This window comes from Brevibacillus antibioticus (assembly GCF_005217615.1).
Classification (GTDB): Bacteria; Bacillota; Bacilli; order Brevibacillales; family Brevibacillaceae; genus Brevibacillus; species Brevibacillus antibioticus.
In genome coordinates, this window is record NZ_SZNK01000001.1 from 141,230 (window position 1) to 160,408 (window position 19,179).

Annotated in this window: 15 protein-coding genes and 1 pseudogene; 14 read left to right on the forward strand and 2 right to left on the reverse strand. The window is 49.5% G+C overall.

Annotated elements, in window-relative coordinates; all coding sequences use genetic code 11:
* The first annotated feature begins 11 nt into the window (after nt 1–11).
* The 6 genes and pseudogenes from E8L90_RS00685 to E8L90_RS00710 all read left to right on the forward strand — a co-directional run bounded on the left by E8L90_RS00685 (nt 12) and on the right by E8L90_RS00710 (nt 5,951).
* Nucleotides 12–1,061 (forward strand): putative 2-aminoethylphosphonate ABC transporter ATP-binding protein, encoded by a 1,050-nt coding sequence (locus E8L90_RS00685; RefSeq protein WP_137027559.1) that lies wholly within the window; start codon nt 12–14, stop codon nt 1,059–1,061.
* 5 nt (nt 1,062–1,066) lie between these two features.
* Nucleotides 1,067–2,776, forward strand: a complete 1,710-nt coding sequence (locus E8L90_RS00690; protein WP_137027560.1) for a putative 2-aminoethylphosphonate ABC transporter permease subunit — start codon at nt 1,067–1,069, stop codon at nt 2,774–2,776.
* Between the two features lie 3 nt (nt 2,777–2,779).
* Entirely contained in the window at nt 2,780–3,574 is a 795-nt protein-coding gene (gene phnX / locus E8L90_RS00695; RefSeq protein WP_137027561.1) for a phosphonoacetaldehyde hydrolase, read from the forward strand.
* Entirely contained in the window at nt 3,571–4,689 is a 1,119-nt protein-coding gene (gene phnW / locus E8L90_RS00700; protein ID WP_137027562.1) for a 2-aminoethylphosphonate--pyruvate transaminase, read from the forward strand. Before phnX ends, phnW begins: the two co-directional genes overlap by 4 nt.
* A gap of 15 nt (nt 4,690–4,704) precedes the next feature.
* Nucleotides 4,705–5,139 (forward strand): annotated as a pseudogene (locus E8L90_RS00705) (saccharopine dehydrogenase); the annotation flags it as partial.
* A gap of 26 nt (nt 5,140–5,165) precedes the next feature.
* The gene (locus E8L90_RS00710) at nt 5,166–5,951 is read left to right on the forward strand and encodes a DeoR/GlpR family DNA-binding transcription regulator (protein ID WP_137027563.1); all 786 of its coding nucleotides are present in this window, start codon (nt 5,166–5,168) and stop codon (nt 5,949–5,951) included.
* A 52-nt stretch (nt 5,952–6,003) separates the two neighbouring features.
* On the opposite strand, the gene E8L90_RS00715 is transcribed toward E8L90_RS00710, so the two are convergent.
* Together E8L90_RS00715 and E8L90_RS00720 are read right to left on the reverse strand one after the other, a co-directional pair.
* On the reverse strand, nt 6,004–7,650 hold the full coding sequence (locus E8L90_RS00715) for a helix-turn-helix domain-containing protein (RefSeq protein ID WP_137027564.1): 1,647 nt from the start codon (nt 7,648–7,650) through the stop codon (nt 6,004–6,006).
* Between the two features lie 101 nt (nt 7,651–7,751).
* Nucleotides 7,752–8,708 (reverse strand): ABC transporter substrate-binding protein, encoded by a 957-nt coding sequence (locus E8L90_RS00720; RefSeq protein WP_137027565.1) that lies wholly within the window; start codon nt 8,706–8,708, stop codon nt 7,752–7,754.
* A gap of 273 nt (nt 8,709–8,981) precedes the next feature.
* Between E8L90_RS00720 and E8L90_RS00725 the strand changes: the two genes are divergently transcribed.
* From E8L90_RS00725 to E8L90_RS00760, 8 genes are all read left to right on the forward strand, one after another.
* The gene (locus E8L90_RS00725; protein WP_137027566.1) at nt 8,982–9,956 is read left to right on the forward strand and encodes an ABC transporter substrate-binding protein; all 975 of its coding nucleotides are present in this window, start codon (nt 8,982–8,984) and stop codon (nt 9,954–9,956) included.
* Nucleotides 9,957–10,087: 131 nt separating this feature from the next.
* A complete protein-coding gene (locus tag E8L90_RS00730; RefSeq protein WP_137027567.1) occupies nt 10,088–11,680 on the forward strand; it encodes an AraC family transcriptional regulator in 1,593 nt (530 codons plus the stop codon).
* 119 nt (nt 11,681–11,799) lie between these two features.
* Nucleotides 11,800–12,855, forward strand: a complete 1,056-nt coding sequence (locus E8L90_RS00735; protein ID WP_137027568.1) for a FecCD family ABC transporter permease — start codon at nt 11,800–11,802, stop codon at nt 12,853–12,855.
* 2 nt (nt 12,856–12,857) lie between these two features.
* Nucleotides 12,858–13,889, forward strand: a complete 1,032-nt coding sequence (locus E8L90_RS00740; protein WP_137027569.1) for a FecCD family ABC transporter permease — start codon at nt 12,858–12,860, stop codon at nt 13,887–13,889.
* A 205-nt stretch (nt 13,890–14,094) separates the two neighbouring features.
* Nucleotides 14,095–15,129 carry a VOC family protein gene (locus E8L90_RS00745; protein WP_137027570.1) on the forward strand — a complete coding sequence of 345 codons (1,035 nt, stop codon included), beginning with the start codon at nt 14,095–14,097 and terminating at the stop codon, nt 15,127–15,129.
* Between the two features lie 36 nt (nt 15,130–15,165).
* Nucleotides 15,166–16,239 (forward strand): NAD(P)H-dependent flavin oxidoreductase, encoded by a 1,074-nt coding sequence (locus E8L90_RS00750; protein ID WP_137027571.1) that lies wholly within the window; start codon nt 15,166–15,168, stop codon nt 16,237–16,239.
* A gap of 33 nt (nt 16,240–16,272) precedes the next feature.
* Nucleotides 16,273–17,436: an N-acetylglucosamine-6-phosphate deacetylase gene (gene nagA / locus E8L90_RS00755; RefSeq protein ID WP_137027572.1), complete on the forward strand. Its 1,164-nt coding sequence runs from the start codon at nt 16,273–16,275 to the stop codon at nt 17,434–17,436.
* Between the two features lie 141 nt (nt 17,437–17,577).
* The gene (locus tag E8L90_RS00760; protein WP_162309024.1) at nt 17,578–18,669 is read left to right on the forward strand and encodes an alpha/beta fold hydrolase; all 1,092 of its coding nucleotides are present in this window, start codon (nt 17,578–17,580) and stop codon (nt 18,667–18,669) included.
* Nucleotides 18,670–19,179: the final 510 nt, after the last annotated feature.

The window sequence follows — 19,179 nt, forward strand, 5'->3', positions numbered from 1 at the left end:
AGGAGAACAGCATGACACAATCCTATCTATCCATTCAAGGGGTCAGTAAACGCTTTGGTTTGTTTGCCGCATTAGAGCACATTTCCATCGGAATTGACAGGAATGAATTTGTTTGTCTGCTCGGTCCCAGTGGCTGCGGTAAAACGACATTACTGAGAATGCTGGCTGGATTGGAACAGCCGACAACAGGCAAGATGATTCTGGGAGGCAGGGAGATTACTTCTCTGCCTCCTGCAAAACGAAACATTGCGATGATGTTCCAGTCGTACGCCTTGTTTCCCAATTTGACGGCTGCCGAAAACATTGCTTTTGGCCTGCAAGAAAAGAAGCTAGGGAAAAAAGAGATCGCAGCCAAAGTAGAAGAGGCGCTAGACATGGTTGATTTGTCTCATGCCGCCGCCAAATATCCCAGCCAGCTCTCAGGCGGTCAACAGCAGCGAATTGCCTTGGCGCGAGCGATTGCACTATCGCCGGATATCTTGCTTTTAGACGAACCACTATCCGCATTGGATGCAAAGGTAAGACAAAAGCTGCGCCGGGAGATTCGGCGTTTGCATGAGCAGTACGGCATGACAACAGTGATGGTCACCCATGACCAGGATGAGGCATTGACCATGGCAGACAAGATCGTCGTCATGGATCACGGAGAGGTCGTTCAGGTAGGTACACCCGAGGAGATCTATAACAGACCAGCGACTCCGTTTGTTGCTGATTTTATCGGAGCGATCAACTTTTTTGAGTACAGTCGCTTTGAGAATGCGCAATCTGATCCGAATCGCTTACTTGCGATCAGACCGGAGCATGTGCGGCTTTTGCAGCAAGAATCCGAATGCACCATGCCTGCGACTATTTCCGAAATAGAATTTCGCGGTGCTTTTTACCGAATCTTTCTGGAGTGGCAAGAGGAAGGGCAGAGAAAAAAAGAGCTTCTTACCATAGATTTAATAGCGGCCGAGGCACAAAGACTTGGAATTGCCCGAGGCAAAAAGGTGTGGCTGGAGTTTCCGCTGGAGAATTTGCTGACATTTGAGCATGCGCCAACCATAGAGGAACAGGGGTGAGCAGCATGAAGGAAATGACATCGATCTTCGATGGAAAAGCCATGCAAAAGTGGCTCATCGCTCTTGTCGTTCTTGGATTGTCAGCGAGTGTCCTGTTGCCACTTGGCCAGCTGTTTTCCAAAGCATTCTATAACAAGAACGGTCAGTTCATCGGCCTGGACAATTTCGTTACGTACTTTTCCACCCCCGCACTGGCAGGGTCGCTAACTAACACTTTGTATATTTCTGCGATGACGACGCTGATTGCAGTCACACTCGCTTTTCTGTTCGCGTATGCCTTGACGCGCAGCGGGATTCGCGGAAAACGAGTCTTTCGGGCGATCGCGCTGTTGCCGCTGTTTGCGCCCACGATGATGCACGGAATCGCCCTGACCTACCTTTTTGGGAATCAAGGGCTGGTGACGACAGGAATCTTCGGGTTGCTCCCGTTTCATTGGGACATCGATCTGTACGGCCCAGTGGGGATTATTTTGGCGGAGATCGTCTATGTTTTCCCACAAGCGTATTTGATTCTTGCTGTTTCCCTTGCTTTTGCCGACTATCAATTGTACGAAGCGGCGGATACGCTCGGGGCGAACCATTTGCGCAAGTTTTTTGTAGTGACGGTTCCCAGCGTGAAATACGGTATCGTCAGCGCCTGCTTTGTTTGTTTTACTCTCTCTTTTACTGACTTTGGGGCACCAAAGGTTGTCGGCGGACAGTTTTCCGTACTGGCGACAGACGTCTATAAGCAGGTCATCGGTCAGCAAAATATGACGATGGGCGCAACGGTTGGGCTGCTATTGATCATTCCTGCTCTCGTAGCGTTTGTCGTGGACCGGATTGTTGAGCGAAAGCAGCATGCGGCTGTAACAGCCAAGTCCAAACCGTATCGAATCAAGGAAAATCGTTTGCGCGACTTGTTTTACCTCATACTTTGTGTGAGCGTCAGCGGATTTTTGCTGCTTCTCATGGCTGCGGTGGTACTGGCTTCTTTCATCAAAGTATGGCCGTACAATCTGACTTTCGGCTTGGATCATTACGACTTTTCCAACGTAGCCGGAGAAGGGATCGAGCCACTGTGGAACAGCATTCTCGTCGCCTTGCTGACGGCAGTGATCGGGACGGCTGTCACGTTTATTACGGCCTACACGATTGAAAAGTCCCAAGTGTGGAAGGGGCTTCGCCAAGCTGGATACTTCCTGTCGATTCTCCCGCTGGCATTGCCGGGGATGGTCATTGGGCTCGCGTACATTTTCTTCTTCAATAATCCGTCGAATCCATTTCACGGCATGTACGGGACGATTTGGATTTTGATTTTGGCGAACGTCATTCATTTTTTCGCAGTCGGCTTTATTACAGCAACGAGCGCGTTGAAAAAGCTCGATCCCGAGTTCGAGCAAGCGGCAGAGTCCATGGGGATCTCGCAGACAAAGCTATTGTGGCGCGTCACGGTTCCCGTCTGTATGCCAGCGATTGTCGAGATGGCGGTGTACTTTTTCATCAACTCGATGGTGACGATCTCGGCGGTTGTTTTTCTGTACGCAGCGGATTTCAAGTTGGCATCTGTCTCTATCGTCAACATGGATGACGCCGGGGATGTGGCTCCAGCAGCAGCGATGTCGGTATTGATCGTCATCCTCAACATCCTCGCACGTGCTGTTGCAGAATGGATCGCATCCAAACTTCGCAAGCGGACAACAGGGTCCTACCAAGAGAAAGGTCAGGTGGCATAAAGCATGAAAGCAGTAGTATTTGATTGGGCAGGAACGATGGTAGATTACGGATGTTTCGCTCCTTTAGCTGTCTTTTTACAGGTGTTTAAAAAACGGGGGATCGAGCTGACAGCAGCAGAAGCGCGCGAACCGATGGGGATGCTCAAGCGCGATCATATCCAGGCGCTTTGCAAAATGGAGCGGGTAGCAGCGCTATGGCAAGAGCGTTACGGTCGACTTCCAAATGAAGCGGATGTGGACGAATTGTACGCTGACTTTGAACCGATGCTGATGGCTACGCTGCACGAGTACGCCACTCCTGTTCCGGGAGCAATTGAATTGGTAGGGCGCCTGCGTGAGCAAGGAATTAAGATCGGCTCGACCACAGGCTACACAAGAGAAATGATGAATGTTGTAGCAGCATCGGCTAAACAACAGGGCTACGAGCCGGACGCACTTGTCACTCCGAGTGAAGTGCCAGCTGGACGTCCCTATCCATGGATGTGCTATCAAAATGCGATTCTGCTGGACGTATATCCAATGAACGAGATGGTCAAGGTCGGTGATACGACGAGCGATATGAAAGAAGGCAGAAACGCCGGAATGTGGACCGTTGGCGTTCTGAAGGGTGGAAGCGAGCTCGGTTTGTCCTTGGAGGAAGTGACGAGCATGCCACAGGAAGAGCTGGATAAAAGGCTGGCTATCGCAACGGAGCGACTGATTTCAGCAGGTGCCCACTATGTCATCGAGGAGATCGGATGTTTGGATGAGGTGCTGAAAAAGATCGAGATGCGTCATGCAGGAGGAGAGAGACCATGAATCAGACAAGACCAACCGACAATCCGTACTTGCTGCTCACTCCCGGACCATTGACCACTTCCTCAACCGTACGCGAGGCAATGCTGCGGGACTGGTGCACGTGGGACCGTGATTACAATGAACTGGTGCAGGCAATCCGCCAAAAGCTCGTCCGATTGGCAACCTCCCAGGTAGAGGATTATACGAGCGTCTTGATGCAAGGCAGCGGGTCGTTTTGTGTGGAAGCGGTTGTGAGCAGTGCGATTCCCGCAGATGGCAAGCTGCTCGTCTTGACGAATGGCGCATACGGGGATCGGATCGTGGAAATGGCACAAGTCCATGGAATCGCGACGGAGGTCATTGATTTTGGCGAAGTGACCAAAGCCGATGAACAGGTATTGGAGCAGAGACTAGCGGCGGATGCCACGATCACGCATGTGGCTGTCGTGCATTCAGAAACGACTACCGGCATGCTTAATCCCATCAAAGAAATTGGTGAAGTCGTCAAGAAGTACAGAAAAGTCTATATCGTAGATGCGATGAGTAGCTTCGGTGGCATTCCAATGGATGCAGCAGAGCTCTCGATCGACTTCCTGATCTCAAGCGCGAACAAATGTATCCAAGGCGTACCTGGCTTCGGCTTTGTCATTGCCAAAACGTCTGCGCTCATCAAATGCAAAGGGATTGCCCGTACGTTGTCTCTCGATTTGTACAGCCAGTGGAAGACGATGGAGGAGCAAAACGGAAAGTGGCGCTATACTTCTCCGACTCATGTCGTGCGAGCCTTTTATCAAGCCCTGATAGAGCTTGAGGCAGAGGGCGGAGTGGAAAAACGTTACGAGCGTTACCAGCGCAATCAGCAGCTACTCGCAGAAGGCATGGAGCGCATCGGTTTTCGCGTCCTGTTGCCAAAAGAATCGCAATCGCCCTTCATCACTTCCTTTTATTATCCCGAAAGCGAGGCATTTACCTTTGCAAAGCTGTATGAGCGGCTAAAGCAGGCAGGCTTCGTCATTTATCCAGGCAAAATTTCGCAAGCGGACACGTTTCGGATTGGCAATATCGGAGAGGTTTACCCAGAGGATATCGAGAGATTAATCACCGCAATGGAAAACAATCGTTTCTGGCTGGAGTAAAGAAAGGGGGCGCTCGTTAGCCACGGTTCCTTTCGCCCGATTGCCTTTTCCAAATCAATCACAGAGACGGCGACCTAAGAGTATGATCCAGACTGGCCAGGGCGCGTCGTCTATGAAAATGGCGCGTTCATTCACGTCCCGCCATTTGCTCGCCCACGTATGGAAAACAAAGGTGGGAATCCTTGATTGTATCTCCCAATACCTCTACAATTCTAGAGAGGGAAAAGAGATCCGGCATCTATCGGCTCTGTAGCTGACCGGGCTGGGCTGCGTACTTATACCCGGAACATAGGAATCCCACTGGCGATTGCGACTGAGCAGATCGCAAAAGGAAACGTAAAAGCTACTGGCGTCATTACACCAGAAGAAGCATTTGATCCGGCAGTGATTTTTCACGAGCTGGCAAAACGTCAGATTTACATCCACGAAGTGAAGATCGTGCTGGCGTAACGTTATGATATAGGGGGACATTCGGCGTGTCGTTGTTCGGGGAAGAGCGTAAGCAAATCATTTTGCAGTTGGTCAATTCAAATGGCAAGGTGCGGACCAATGAGCTGGTCGAAAAGCTGCAAGTCTCGTCTGAGTCGATCCGCAGATATTTGGAAGAGCTAGAGACGGAGAAAAAGCTGAAGCGTGTTTATGGCGGGGCCGTAAAGCTGACAGTGGAGCGCTCTGAGCCCTCTCATATTGCCCGTGAAGTCTTGCGTGCAGAAGAAAAGAAACGGATTGGGCGGCTGGCAGCGGACTTGGTGCAAGACAACGATACCATTGTCATCGATGAAGGGACAACGCCTTTGCAAATGATCAGCTTTCTCGTGACGAAAAAAGATTTGACGATCCTCACTAGCTCAATCACGGCGCTGAATCGATTAATCGAGTACCAAAACAATGGAATGCTTGCAGCAGACATCTACTTTCTAGGTGGAAAGGTGAGTGCCAAGCATCATCGGGTAAGCGGGACCTATGCAGAGAAAATGATGAAGCAATTTTATGTGGACAAGGCGTTTATCGCAGCCGACGGTATCTTGCTCCATAAAGGCTTGACCTGCTATGAGCCGGATCGAACGGAACTCACCCGTTGTTTCATCGAAAATGCCAACGAAAGCATTGTGCTAGCGGACCACTCCAAGATCGGGGTCAGCACATTGTGCAAGATCGCAGACTTGGGAGAGGTCGACATCGTCATTAGCGATATGGCAGCACCAGCAGAATGGAATAAAGGACTCCAAGCAAACAACGTAGCATGGATGGTAGCAGAGTAGCAGTAATAAGCAGGCCAGCGATCCCCATGACAGGGAAGCTGGCCTGTTTGCTTCAGGAAGAATGGCACAGCAAAAGTGGCAGCATATGCAGTAATCTCTCTCTGGTAAGAGCAGCGCCCCAATTCCATTTTTGCGCTTCTACAAAATAGACATAACCATTTTGAACGGCAGGCAGACTGTGCCACTTATCACTTTGCATGAATTCGGCAGTAGCCTGACGCGATTCGGGGTTTTCGGACAGCAGCATAAAGATCCGATCACCCGCGTACAGGTGAATGTCCTTCTCTTGAATTTCGATAAAGCCGTAGCCAGCTTGCAATACTTCTTGCATTTTATCCACAGGAGAAAAACCGTTTGGATGGTAGAGGGCGGAGGAAAGTCCTGAAGTGCCCATTACGAACAGACTCCCGCCATGCTCATGGATAAAGACGGATGCAGTCTCACCAGGCACAAGCTCGGAGCGGAGCTGATTCCACATGGTGGCAGCATTCGTGTGGTATTTCCTGAGCCATTCTCGCGCCTCGGTCTTTTTCCCCAGCCAATCCCCGAGTGTATGCAACCGTTCCTCCAGCGAAGCAAATGAATTAAACGTGAGCGTTGGGGCAATCCGGCTCATCTGCTTGTATTTATCTTCTTCTGCGTTCGCGAAAATGATCAGATCTGGCTTCAATGTCGTCAAATGATCATAGTCAACGGGAAAGGCGATATCCTGCATGTGTCTTACCTTGTCTCGATAGATCGTTCGTTCCATCCAGGTAAAATTTCCGCCGACGATATTTTCAACATGGAGCGCGAGCAAATCATTAAACGTCTCCCCAATATAAATAATTCGTTGTGGCTGAAGGGGGATCTCTACTTCATGCCCTGTCCAGTCCTGCACGAGCTCCATGCGCTGAGTCAGCCTGGAATATTGCCTTGGCGTGTATCCGGTCGTCTTTCGAAAGCGACGATTGAAATAATACTCATCCGTGAAGCCGACCTGCGTGGCGATGTCCCGCAATGAATCGTTCGAGCTTTTCAGGAGCTTTTTCGCATGATGAATACGCAACGCTGTCACATATTCCAAAGGCTTTTTACCCGTCAACTGGCGAAAGAGCAGTGTGTACTGCCAAGACGGCACATTAGCCAGTTGTGCCAACTGCTTGACCGTCATGTTCTCTTGATAATTTTGCTGGATATAACGAATGCTGTTCTCCACCTCTTTGCTCTTGTTGGGGATATGGGTAGGAGATAAATTTTGCTCCAGCAAAAATCCGAGCAGCTTCTGGAACCGCAATTGTTGCCAAAAGCTGTCCATTTCAGAAGAAGTTGAACTGTCCAAGAGCAAAGCGTCACATAAGCGCAGGAGCTGGGCAGAGGGGTGAGCGGACAGCTCGATACGGCCATCAAGCAGTGCGTCTGGGTACGGTAGGGGCTTATTGTCTTCATCGAACAAGATGACGGTAAATGAGATTTGATAGCACTCAATCACGCTGTCGTACAAGGATTCGATCGCAAAAGGAGTAGACGGTGAAAGCAAAAAACACTTTCCTGCCAAAGGTGAAATCGTTTGGTCGTGAATGCGGAGGCTACCGTAACCTTGTGTGAAGAAGAGCAGGGTATGGAAATGAGTGGATGAAGGGCTAGCCGTCCGCTCTACTTTACACAACTGAAAATGAAGGGAACCGAGCGGGGGATGAGGTGGTATAGAGTAAAGCATCGGTTGTACCTCCTTTTTGAGAATCATTATCATTCGTTCTATCAATCGTATACAAAAAAAAGAAGCTTTTCAATCATTGTTGAAAAGCTTCTCGTGTTTCATTACTTCGCCAGGATTTCAGGAATCTTTTGCAGGAGCCATTCTCTTGTTGTCGCATCACTACTAGATTTTTCGATGTCGATAAAGTAGACATATCCGTTTTTCACCGCAGGGAGGTCTTTCCAGATGCGTGATTTTAGCAACTCCTGCGTTGATTTCTCAGCTTCCTCACTCGGCGTATTCAGAATAAAGATACGATCTCCCGCTATTTCGGGCAAACGTTCCACGGAAATGAGCTCAAATCCTTTTTGTGCATCGAGTACTCCCTGAATGGGAGCAGTGGGCTTGAATCCGTTCGTATCGTAGAGGACTTGGGAAAGCCCTGTTCTTGCCATGACAAACAGCCGATCACCCGGATAATAGGTAAAGACGGAAGCGGTTTCCCCTTCTTTCATGCTGCCAGACTCCTTCAGCTTCTTCCACATCTCCTCCGATTGGCGCTTGTAATCGGCAAGCCATTTCGTAGCTTCCTCCGGTTTCCCAAGAATATCACCGAGTTGGGTCATCCGCTCTTCCAACGGCGCGAATGTATCAAAAATGACGGTAGGGGCGATTTTGGCTAGCTGTTCATATTCTTTTTCTTCGGTATTTGCGTTGATAATCAGGTCGGGCTGTAATTCCAGGACCTTTTCGAAATTAATGGGAAAACCGACATTTTCGACATCGTGCAGTTGGTCTTCAAAGATTTGGTTGGCGTACCCGAATCCCCCAATCGGCTTCACGCCCAACGCGAGCATATCGCCAAATGTCTCACCGGAATAGATGATTCGTGTAGGGGAGACCGGGATGTTGCCTGCATGCCCGAGATAATCCGTATATGGACGCGTCTGGCTTTTCTGACTTGCCTCGCTGCTTGTTGCGTTCGTTGCTTGCGAAGCAGATGGGCTGCATCCGATGAGCAAGCTGCCAGCCAGTACGAAGATTCCTAACGTTCCGCTTATGTTGCGCATTTGTTTCATTTCTATTTTCCTCCAGTGTTCGTTTGAATCTGTTTGCTATCAATGATAATCATTATCAGATATAGCATACCAGCTCAATGGACAAACGTCAGATACTCATCATTGATTTTGTACAAAGGGAAGGATTTCACACGGAGAGTTGTGGAGTTTGGACAAAAAATAATGGAGAAAATGTATTGTCAGATAGAGAGGAAACAAATATGATCAGGATGCAAAATGTGAGAATGAGAATCAATTAGATAATCATCAACAGATGTGAGAGAGGGTAGAAAGATGGTCAGAACGGTTCGAAATGCAGGATTGGCATGGATGGCATTATTATTGATCATGATGCTCGTGTTAACTGCTTGTGCAGAAAAAGCAGCGGGGCCAACATCCACTGAGCAGAAAGTATCGACAGAAAACACCGCTGCGAAAACCAAAGTGGTGAAAGACGCCTATGGCGATGTAGAGATTCCAGTAAAGCCACAGCGGGTAGCGGCCATTTATCAGGAGGACTTTTTGACAGCACTGGGTGTGACCCCGGTAGTCCAGTGGTATCACCCGGCGTGGGGTAAACAGGATTACCTCGGTCTGGACGTGCCGCTTTTTGATATTACAGGAAGTATGGAAGCGTTACTTGCAGCCAATCCGGATATCATCATTGTGGATGGCTACGCTGATCCCAAGAAATACGAGGAATTCAGCAAGGTAGCCCCTACGTACAAGCTGCCGGATGAACTCCGTAACGACACGATTGGAAGACTCAAGAAAATCGCCGAGGTACTAGGCGTTCCAGAAAAAGCAGACGAAGCGATCCAAAAGTACAAGGAGAAAATTGCGGATACCAAGGCAAAGCTGGGAAAGGCGATTGGCAATGAAACAGTGGCTGTCATTCGTTTGAATGTGGGAAGTAAGCCGAATTTGGCCCTCTTCGGAGATGGCAATGTTTATACAGGCATGCTTTATAAGGAGCTGGGCCTTACGCCGTATTCCGCTGCCAAAAATCAGGAAACCCACGTGGTATTATCAGAAGAAGCCATCCCGGCTATCGATGCAGACCATATCATTGTGTTCCCGTCGAACGGTACGTGGACTTCCGAAGAAAACAAGGATGCGCTCAAGATTTTGGAGAGTCCCATCTGGAAATCTGTCCCTGCTGTGAAAAACGGTCATGTCTACCCAATGGAGCGGACACATTGGCAATCTGGTGCCATGCTGGCCAATATGAAGAAGGCAGACGACTTGGTCAAAGCGTTTGTAAAATAATCGAGTTCAGGAGAGAAAGCGTGTCATATCGGTGATGCGCTTTCTTTTTTTTTTATTGGTGGAGCTTGTCGTCGGGGTGTTAACTCATTATAATAAAAATGATAATCATTCTCACGATAAGGATGAGGGAGATGAATAACGAAGCATTCGGGGCCAAACTATCTCCACCATCATTCTTTGCCATGACGGCCATCCAAAAGGTCAATGTGGAAAGATGGCAGGACTATCAAGAGCTGGAAGACTACATGATGATTGTAGCAACAGATGGAGAAGGGCTCGTGGAAATCGAATCGTCGACCTATAGGTTCACTCGGGAGCGGTGCTGGATTGCAGCACCGCGTCAGAACGTTCGGATCAGTTGCACGGGTCACGTTCTCGACTACTATTCGCTTACTTTTCGTGTCGTCCACACAGAAGCTCCGACAAAGGAACAAGCTTCCGAGGCATTTTTCTGTCTGGGGGAGTTGACCTGCACGCCTTTTTCACGTGTCGTTGAATCGATTGCGGAGATTTACAAGCATCGCGAGGCCACGGAGGCGCTGCAACGATTTTATAATCACGTGCGGTTTGAGGAATTGCTATGTGTTTTGGCCCAGCAAAATATGCCAGGCAAAACAACGTTGGACGCGAGGAGAGCAGTTGAACGTTCGATTGCATATGTAGAGAAACACTATCAAGAGCGGCTGACCGTAGACCAGCTAGCACACGAAGCGAATGTGCCACGTTGGCGATATACGCAGCTCTTCAAGGAAATGACGGGAGAAATACCACTCGATTACATGAATCAGCTGCGGATCAATCGGGCGAAGCAACTCCTGCTCATGACAGGTGATCGGATCAACGAGATTGCCCAAAACGTCGGATTCAACAGCGAGTATTATTTCAATCGCCGTTTTAAGCAGAGCGTAGGGCTCGCACCAGGAAAATATCGCAACATTCATCGGGATGATTTACGAGTCGTCTCTCTTTATATGGAGGATTATTTGCTGGCCCTTGGCATTCGACCAGTCGTTCAATGGGCGCATACATATTGGGGGCAGCAGGACTACTTGGGCTTGCATGATGTACCGACGTACGATGTGCTAACTGATGACGTGCAGCTCTTGTCCAGTCGTGCCCCAGATGTCATTATGCTTCGGGAGTGCACAGGCTGGAAGGCGGATGTGTATGCCCAATGTGCCCGGATTGCCCTTACATGCGTAATTCGGCAGTTCGGCTCAGAGTGGCGAAAAACATTGCGCACCCTCGGTGATCGGTTGGGGCGAAATGAATTGGCAGAGCGGTCAATCGAGCAGTATGAACAAAAAGTGCGTGCTGCCAAAAATATAATGGGACGCGGTCTCAAAGGGCAGAAGGTAGCCTTCTTGCGCATATCGGCCGATCAAATCCTCGTGGAGAAAAACTACACATCGCAGGTGTTGTTTCAAGATTTGGAAATGGAGCCGGCCTTGCTGGTAAAAAAACAATTTGCCAAGCAGGTGAGGGAAGGGGTATCGTGGGAAGAGTTGTCTACGCTGGATGCCGATCATATTTTTTTCGCCTTTGACAAATGGCATCAGGGAAAAACAGATGCCGAACAGCTACAGCTCAACCATCCCGTGTGGCAAGAGCTTTCTGCTGTCCAAAGCAAGCGTGCGTACCAGGTGGATTTCATGACCTGGATGAATCACGGTGTGATCGCCAATGGGAAAAAAGTCGATGATGTCCTCAAGGTGTTAGCATAAATGTACACGCAATTGTCCATTGACACTATTTTCATGCATCGCCTAAAATCTATATGTGATAATAAGAATCAATATCACCAACACCTCAGCTCCAAACTAACGAAAAAAAGGTGGCACGTATGAGTCAACATGCACATTCCCCGATTGAGGGGAATAACGGAAAGCCGGTTGCGTTTCGCTCTCGCCCTTGGGCAGCGACGCTCATTTTGACCGGCGGGGTTTTCGCATTAATACTGGGGATGTTTTTGTCTGTGTCATTTGGAGCAGCCGACATCCACTTTGCTGTTGTATGGGAAGCTATTTTTCAATTTAATCCTGATAGTACGCAACACCAAATTATTCAGGAGATTCGTTTGCCGCGTCTGCTCGGTGGGGCAATGGTCGGGGCCAGCCTTGCTGTTGCAGGTGCTATCATGCAAGGGATGACACGCAACCCGTTGGCAGACTCTGGACTGCTTGGCTTGAACGCAGGTGCCGGGTTTGTTTTGGCATTATGCTTTGCTTTTTTCCCGGGGCTGCCGTTCATGTACCTGATTCTCTACAGCTTTTTGGGTGCTGGTGTAGGGGCAGGTATGGTCTACGGGATTGGTTCCTTGGCAAAAGGTGGCTTGACTCCGGTGCGCCTCGTTTTGGCGGGTGCCGCATTGACCGCGCTGTTGTCCGCGTTAAGCGAAGGGATTGCTCTTTACTTTAAAATTGGACAGGATTTAGCCTTCTGGTATGCAGGTGGTGTGGCGGGAACCAAATGGTTTCAGCTCGAAGTCATGTTTCCGTGGATTGTCGCAGCTCTTATTGGAGCGATGATGTTGTCGCGTTCCATCACGATGCTCAGTCTTGGCGAAGATGTTGCGAAAGGATTGGGTCAGCGCACGGCGTTAGTGAAACTGGCAGGCATGATCATCGTCCTGATTTTGGCTGGATCAGCAGTTGCCGTTGTTGGGGCTGTAGGTTTTGTTGGATTGATCGTTCCGCATTTGACCCGTTATTTGGTTGGAGTCGATTACCGATGGATCATTCCTTGCTCAGCTATTTTGGGCAGCTTGCTCGTCGTTTTCGCCGATTTGGCAGCAAGAATGGTAAATCCTCCGTATGAGACGCCGTTAGGGGCACTTATTGCGCTAATCGGTGTTCCGTTCTTCCTTTACTTGGCGCGTAAAGAAAGAAGGGAGATGTAATGATGCAGCAAATGGTTTCCCATTACCAAACCCGCAAAAGAAATAGAGGATTTGCGGTTATGACGATACTCGCTATCCTCATTTTCATCGCGTTTATCATCAGTATGAACACAGGCTACATACGATTGTCACCAAGCGATCTGCTGCTGACGCTAATCGGTTCTGGCACAGACAAACAAAGCTTGATCTTGTTTGAATTCCGCTTGCCGCGGATTGTGATTTCCCTCCTGATTGGGGCAGGACTTGCCGTATCCGGGTGTGTGATTCAAGGGATTTCCCGCAACGCGTTGGCTGAACCTGGTATTTTAGGGATCAACGCTGGTGCTGGCTTGATGGTGATGCTGTTCATTTCGTTTTATCCATCAACGTCTGCGGCACCTGTTTTTTTGTTGCCAGTGTTGGCGTTGCTTGGAGCCAGCGTGACAGCAGCGCTAATCTTCGCCTTGTCTTATAAAAGGCACAAGGGATTGTCTCCGACCCGTATTGTATTGACGGGGATTGCCGTGGCGGCTGGGATGAGTGCCGCGATGATCGTCTTGACGCTGAAGCTGAGCCCGGACAAGTACCAGTTTGTGGCGACTTGGCTCGCAGGAAGTATCTGGGGGACCAACTGGAAGTTCGTTCTTTCATTGCTGCCCTGGATCGCCATTTTAATCCCTTATGTTTTTTACAATGCACGTGTCATGAACGTGCTCAATTTGGGAGAAGAGTTGGCGAAAGGCTTGGGTGCCCCTGTTGCCAAAGAGCAATTGAAGCTGCTGGCTGCCGCTGTCGGGCTTGCCGCTTCCTGCGTGGCAGTGAGTGGGGGCATCGGTTTTGTCGGGTTGATCGGTCCGCATTTGGCCCGCAGACTAGTAGGGCCCAAGCACGAGCTGCTTTTGCCAACATCAGCGCTGGCGGGGGCGCTATTGGTCATCGTGGCTGATACCATCGGACGCTGGATCATGCAACCGTCAGAGATTCCGACTGGTATCGTAGTAGCCGTTATCGGTGCTCCGTATTTCTTGTACTTGCTGGCCTGTTCAAAAGCATAGTTTCGCAAATGGTGGATATAGCGAGCGTTTTCCCGTCTAGTTACGAGGGAGACGCTCGTTTTTGTATACAGCGAAGTTGCGATCAGGCAATTTGGGAATTGAAAAGAGGGAAATGTTGGAGGACAATGGGGAGAAGAAGCAACCGCCTTGTGTTTGTTATAATAACAGCATGAGCATGTATCGGGACAAGAAGGAGTAAAGGCATATGATCGATCGATTAGACCACTTGGTTTTGACGGTAAAAGACATCGAAGCAACCTGTCACTTTTACGAAAAAGTCCTGGGTATGAAGGCAGTTACCTTTGGGGACGGCAGGAGAGCCCTGCACTTCGGCCAGCAAAAAATCAATTTGCATCAAATCGGACAAGAATGGGAACCAAAAGCGATGCATCCAGTCGCAGGCTCCGCCGATCTGTGTCTTATCACATCACTTCCACTGGAGCAAGTCATCCAGCATATTCATACCTGCGGCGTCCATTTGGTGGAAGGCCCTGTTCAAAAAACAGGGGCAAATGGGCCCATTCGCTCGGTGTATTTTCGTGATCTGGATCAAAATTTAATCGAGGTCTCTCAGTACTTGCCACAGGAATCAGTGGAGGATTCCCTTGCTCCTGCCATCAAAGAGATATCCAAGAGATTGCTGGAACGTGAACGGGGGACGAGCGGCGCATACAGTGTCTTGCTTCCGCTCGTCAAAATGGCTGACAACCAGCTCGGCATTTTATTTGAAAAAAGAGCCAGCAGCATGCGGCGACAGGCAAACGAGGTTTGTTTTCCAGGAGGGCGAGCTGAGAAGAGTGACGAATCTCGTTGGGCGACGGCTGCTCGGGAAACAAGCGAGGAGCTGGGGATTCCATTGGAGCGGATTCATTTTGTAGGCGAGCTCGATCAGGTGATTGGGCCAGGCTCCTCTATTATTACGCCCTTTATCGGATACGTGGAAGGAATTCCAGATATGAAGCCGAATCCAGACGAGGTCGGAGAGGTCTTTATCCTTCCACTCGATCGTCTGTTGGCAACAGAGCCAGCGAAGTATCTTTCCTCTGTCTTGAACGAGCCCGAAGAGGATTTTCCGTTTCATCTGATCCCAGGTGGCAAGCGATATCCGTGGCGAAAAGGGACAGTGGAGCATTTGTTTTACGAAGTGGACGGGCGTGTCATCTGGGGGTTAACTGCTAGGGTGTTGGCTCAATTTCTTGAATGGACTCGCAGCGACGACCAATCAACTAGTAATCAATAAAAGCGGTTGTTCAAAAAGTTGAGGAGTGAAAAAGCCATGTGGACTAACAATCCGATCACTTCGCGTTTCCATTTGAAATGGCCGATTATTCAGGCGCCAATGGCAGGGGGAGCGACAACACCCGCCTTGGTAGCCGCTGTCTCAGAAGCAGGGGGGCTCGGAACGCTCGGTGCCGCCTATATGTCTCCTGAGCAGATTCGTGAAGCGATCAAGTCTATTCGCGCGTTAACGGACAAACCGTTTGGGGTAAATCTGTTTATTCCCGAAGATTTCTATGCCGACCAGCCGATCGCAGAAGGTGTTGCCCAGGCAATGAATGATGCGCGAGATCGATTGGGCATTCCGCACAATCCACAGGTAACGCAATTTACAGAGTCTTTTGCTGAGCAGATGGCTGTTGTCCTAGAGGAGGTGCCCGCCGTTTTCAGCTTTACCTTTGGTATTCTGGATCATCGCTTGATGGCAGAGCTGAAGCAGCGGGGAATCACTGTTATCGGAACAGCGACGACCGTTCGTGAGGCGATTGCATTGGAAGCAAGCGGAGTCGATATGATTTCTGCCCAAGGCAGCGAAGCAGGCGGGCACCGTGGTTCCTTTTTACCGGATTCACCAAGCAATATGATTGGAACCATGGCGCTCGTCCCGCAAATCGTGGACCGTGTCAAGATTCCCGTAATCGCGGCTGGAGGAATCATGGATGGGCGAGGGATCGCAGCAGCACTCGCGCTCGGGGCACAGGCGGCACAGCTCGGAACGGCCTTTCTGACGTGCAAGGAGAGCGGAGCACATGCCCTGCACAAGAAAGCCATTCTGGAGACGAGGGAAGAGTCCATCGTGATGACACGTGCTTTTTCTGGAAAATGGGCAAGGGGCATTCAAAATGAGTTTATGACAACGCTCGCCCCACTTGATCACGAGCTCCCGACCTATCCGGTTCAAAATGCCCTGACGAAAGACATTCGAGCCGCTGCGGGCAAGCAGCAGCAACGTGCGTACATGTCGATGTGGGCGGGGCAGGCAGCTCCACTCAGCCAGGAAATCAGCGCGAGTGAGCTCATTGAAAAGCTGGCAGCGGAGACGACGAGAATTTGCAGCAATCTGGGGCAATGAAGCCACGCCACGCTACAAACGGAGGAAATCAAAGTGAACCAGGAATACGCGCTTAAGGGGAAACTTGTCGCAGATGGACAGGAATTGCATAATGGTCTTGTAGTCGTGGGAAATGGAACGATCACCTATGCTGGCAAGGCTGATGAGTATGGAAAAGCTTTGCCAGATCATGTGGTGACAGTAGAGGATGGCTGGATTTGTCCTGGATTCGTCGATATGCACATGCATGGGATTGACGGATACGACACGATGGACGGGACACCGGAATCCCTTCAGGCCATCTCGACTGCACTCGCGCGGCATGGGGTGACGTCTTTTTTGGCGACGACGATGACGGCTCCCTATGTTCAATTGGAGCAGGTACTGGTAAACATCGCGCAGAACAGCAGGGAAGGGCTTCCGGCGGCACAAGTGATCGGTATCCATCTGGAAGGCCCGTGGATCAATCCTCGTTACAAGGGAGCGCAAAAGGAAGAGAACATCGCGATACCCAAGCTCGATGCCGTGCAAAAGCTCTACGGACTTTCAGAAGGTCTGATCAAGGTCGTGACGATTGCGCCTGAACAACCGGAAGCACTTGAAGCGATTGCTTGGTTAAAAGAACGCAATGTCATCGTGTCTGCTGGACATACAGGCGCTACGTTTGCCCAAGCGACGGAAGCGGTAGATGCAGGCGTACGCCATTTTACACACTGCTTCAATGCCATGACAGGGCTGCATCATCGGGAGCCGGGGGTAGTGGGTGCTGCGATGTATCATGAGCAGTTGAGCACAGAGCTGATCGCAGATGGCATCCATGTGCATCCGGCAGTCATGAAGATTTTGTATCGGGTCAAAACGGCAGAACGGCTCGCGCTCGTCAGCGATTCCATGCGAGCAGCGGCGATGGGCGAAGGGACGTACGACCTTGGTGGACAAGAGGTTCACGTTCACGACAATCAGGCGAAGCTCGCAGATGGGACACTTGCTGGAAGCATCCTGACGCTGAATCGAGCGGTCGGCAATATGGTTACGCTGAGTGGTGTGAGTTTACCGGATGCAGTGGAAATGGCTTCACTGACGCCAGCAAGCATCCTTGGCTTTGGCGAGCGTAAAGGACGTCTGACGGCAGGGTATGATGCGGATATTACGGTATTGAATACACAATTTGACGTGATCATGACTTTCGTTTCGGGTAAAGAAGTTTATCACCAGTGAAAATAGTTTCTTAATAGAAAAAAGCAGTCCAAGGTCGTACTTGGATTGCTTTTTTAAGATAGGGAAAATTTTAAATTTATAGGGAAATTGAACGTTTTTCTCTTCATAAATCAACTTGTCGGGAGCTGGAATGAATCGGATATGGTACTATCACTCAAACGTAAGCGAATACGCATTCTGCTGATTTTGCTGTCTGTAGTGTTGCTCTTTCTCTTCTTTCCATCATGGACGCCTGCGATCACGGATGAAAATGGAGCTGTGCCTCCCAACAGTATCGCGTCCTTGGAAAACATAAAACTAGGCGGCATTGAGCAGTCGATTCTCATTCGTGGAAAAGACAAGTGCAATCCGGTGCTCCTCTTTTTGCACGGTGGGCCAGGTTATCCGCAAATCGCGTATGCTAGGAAGCATCAGAGCTTGTTGGAGGAAGATTTTGTTGTCGTAAATTGGGATCAGCGTGGTGCGGGCAAGTCCTATCATTGGGGCATGACCGATCAAGACATGCAGCTCGACAAGCTTATCTCGGATACCGCGGAACTGACTGTTTTCCTCAAGAATAGATTTCAGCAGCAGAAAATATTCCTCGTCGGTCACTCGTGGGGAAGCTTGCTCGCGACGTTGACTGTACAAAAGCATCCCGAGCATTACTACTCCTATATCGGGGTAGGACAGGTAGCGAATTCTCCATTGGGGGAAGAAGTGTCCTACCAGTATGTGCTGGAGGAAGCGAAGCGGCGACAAAACGAGCAAGCTATCCGGGATCTGGAAAGCATTGGTCCGCCACCATATAAACATCCGCGAAAAGACGCGACTCTGGAACGTAAATGGGTCATGGCATTTGGCGGCTCCGAAAGAAAAACAAATTCGTACAACGATTTGATCAATGGCGTATTGTTTGCCCCCGAGTATACGTGGTTGGATGGGGTGCGTCTTGCACTCGGGGATTCTTTTTCCCGAACTACCCTACTCCCGCAAACCAGACAGATAAATTTGTCGCAAACGGTTCCCCAGCTGCAGGTTCCCGCCTATTATGGCATGGGAAGACACGATTATATGACGCCTTCCTCAGTTGCGTACGAGTACTATGAAAAACTGCTCGCGCCAGACAAGCAATTCATTTGGTTCGAGGAATCAGCGCATTTCCCGCATTTTGAAGAGCCAGAAAAGTTTCATCAGATGATGGTGCAGATCAGGGACAAGACGATGACACGCAGTCATCGCCTTTGTTCCTGATCCAGGGCATCAGCCAAGGGACGGCCATGGATTAATCCAAAGCCAATGATATATCCTGGAAAAAGCGGGAGGTATTTTCATTTTCTGAAAAGAGGGTGAGTAACGTGAAATCTAGTTCTATGTTTAGTCTATCGCTGATATGTGGTTTGCTTGCTTCTGTAGGAACAATTATTATTTGGTACATTTTGCTTTATGACAAACCAACTGTCTCTGTATTTACCGCACTTTGTTTGTTACTTCCCGCGATATTTGGTTTAATTACCTCGTTCTTAAAACAACCTCTTATCATTATTTCTTTTGTGGTCTCCTTACCTCTAAGCCTTTACTTATTGTTGACAGGAGATATGTTTACTTTATTTTTTGTTTCCTCAGTCTTGTATTTCATATCTGCGGCTTTTAAATGGAAAATATCAAAAGTAAATTCTTTTCTCTTCATCCTTCCTTAACGTTGAATGACTGATGGCGGAAAAACAGCAGGGCGCTCTACGAGAGATAATCTATTGCCAGAAT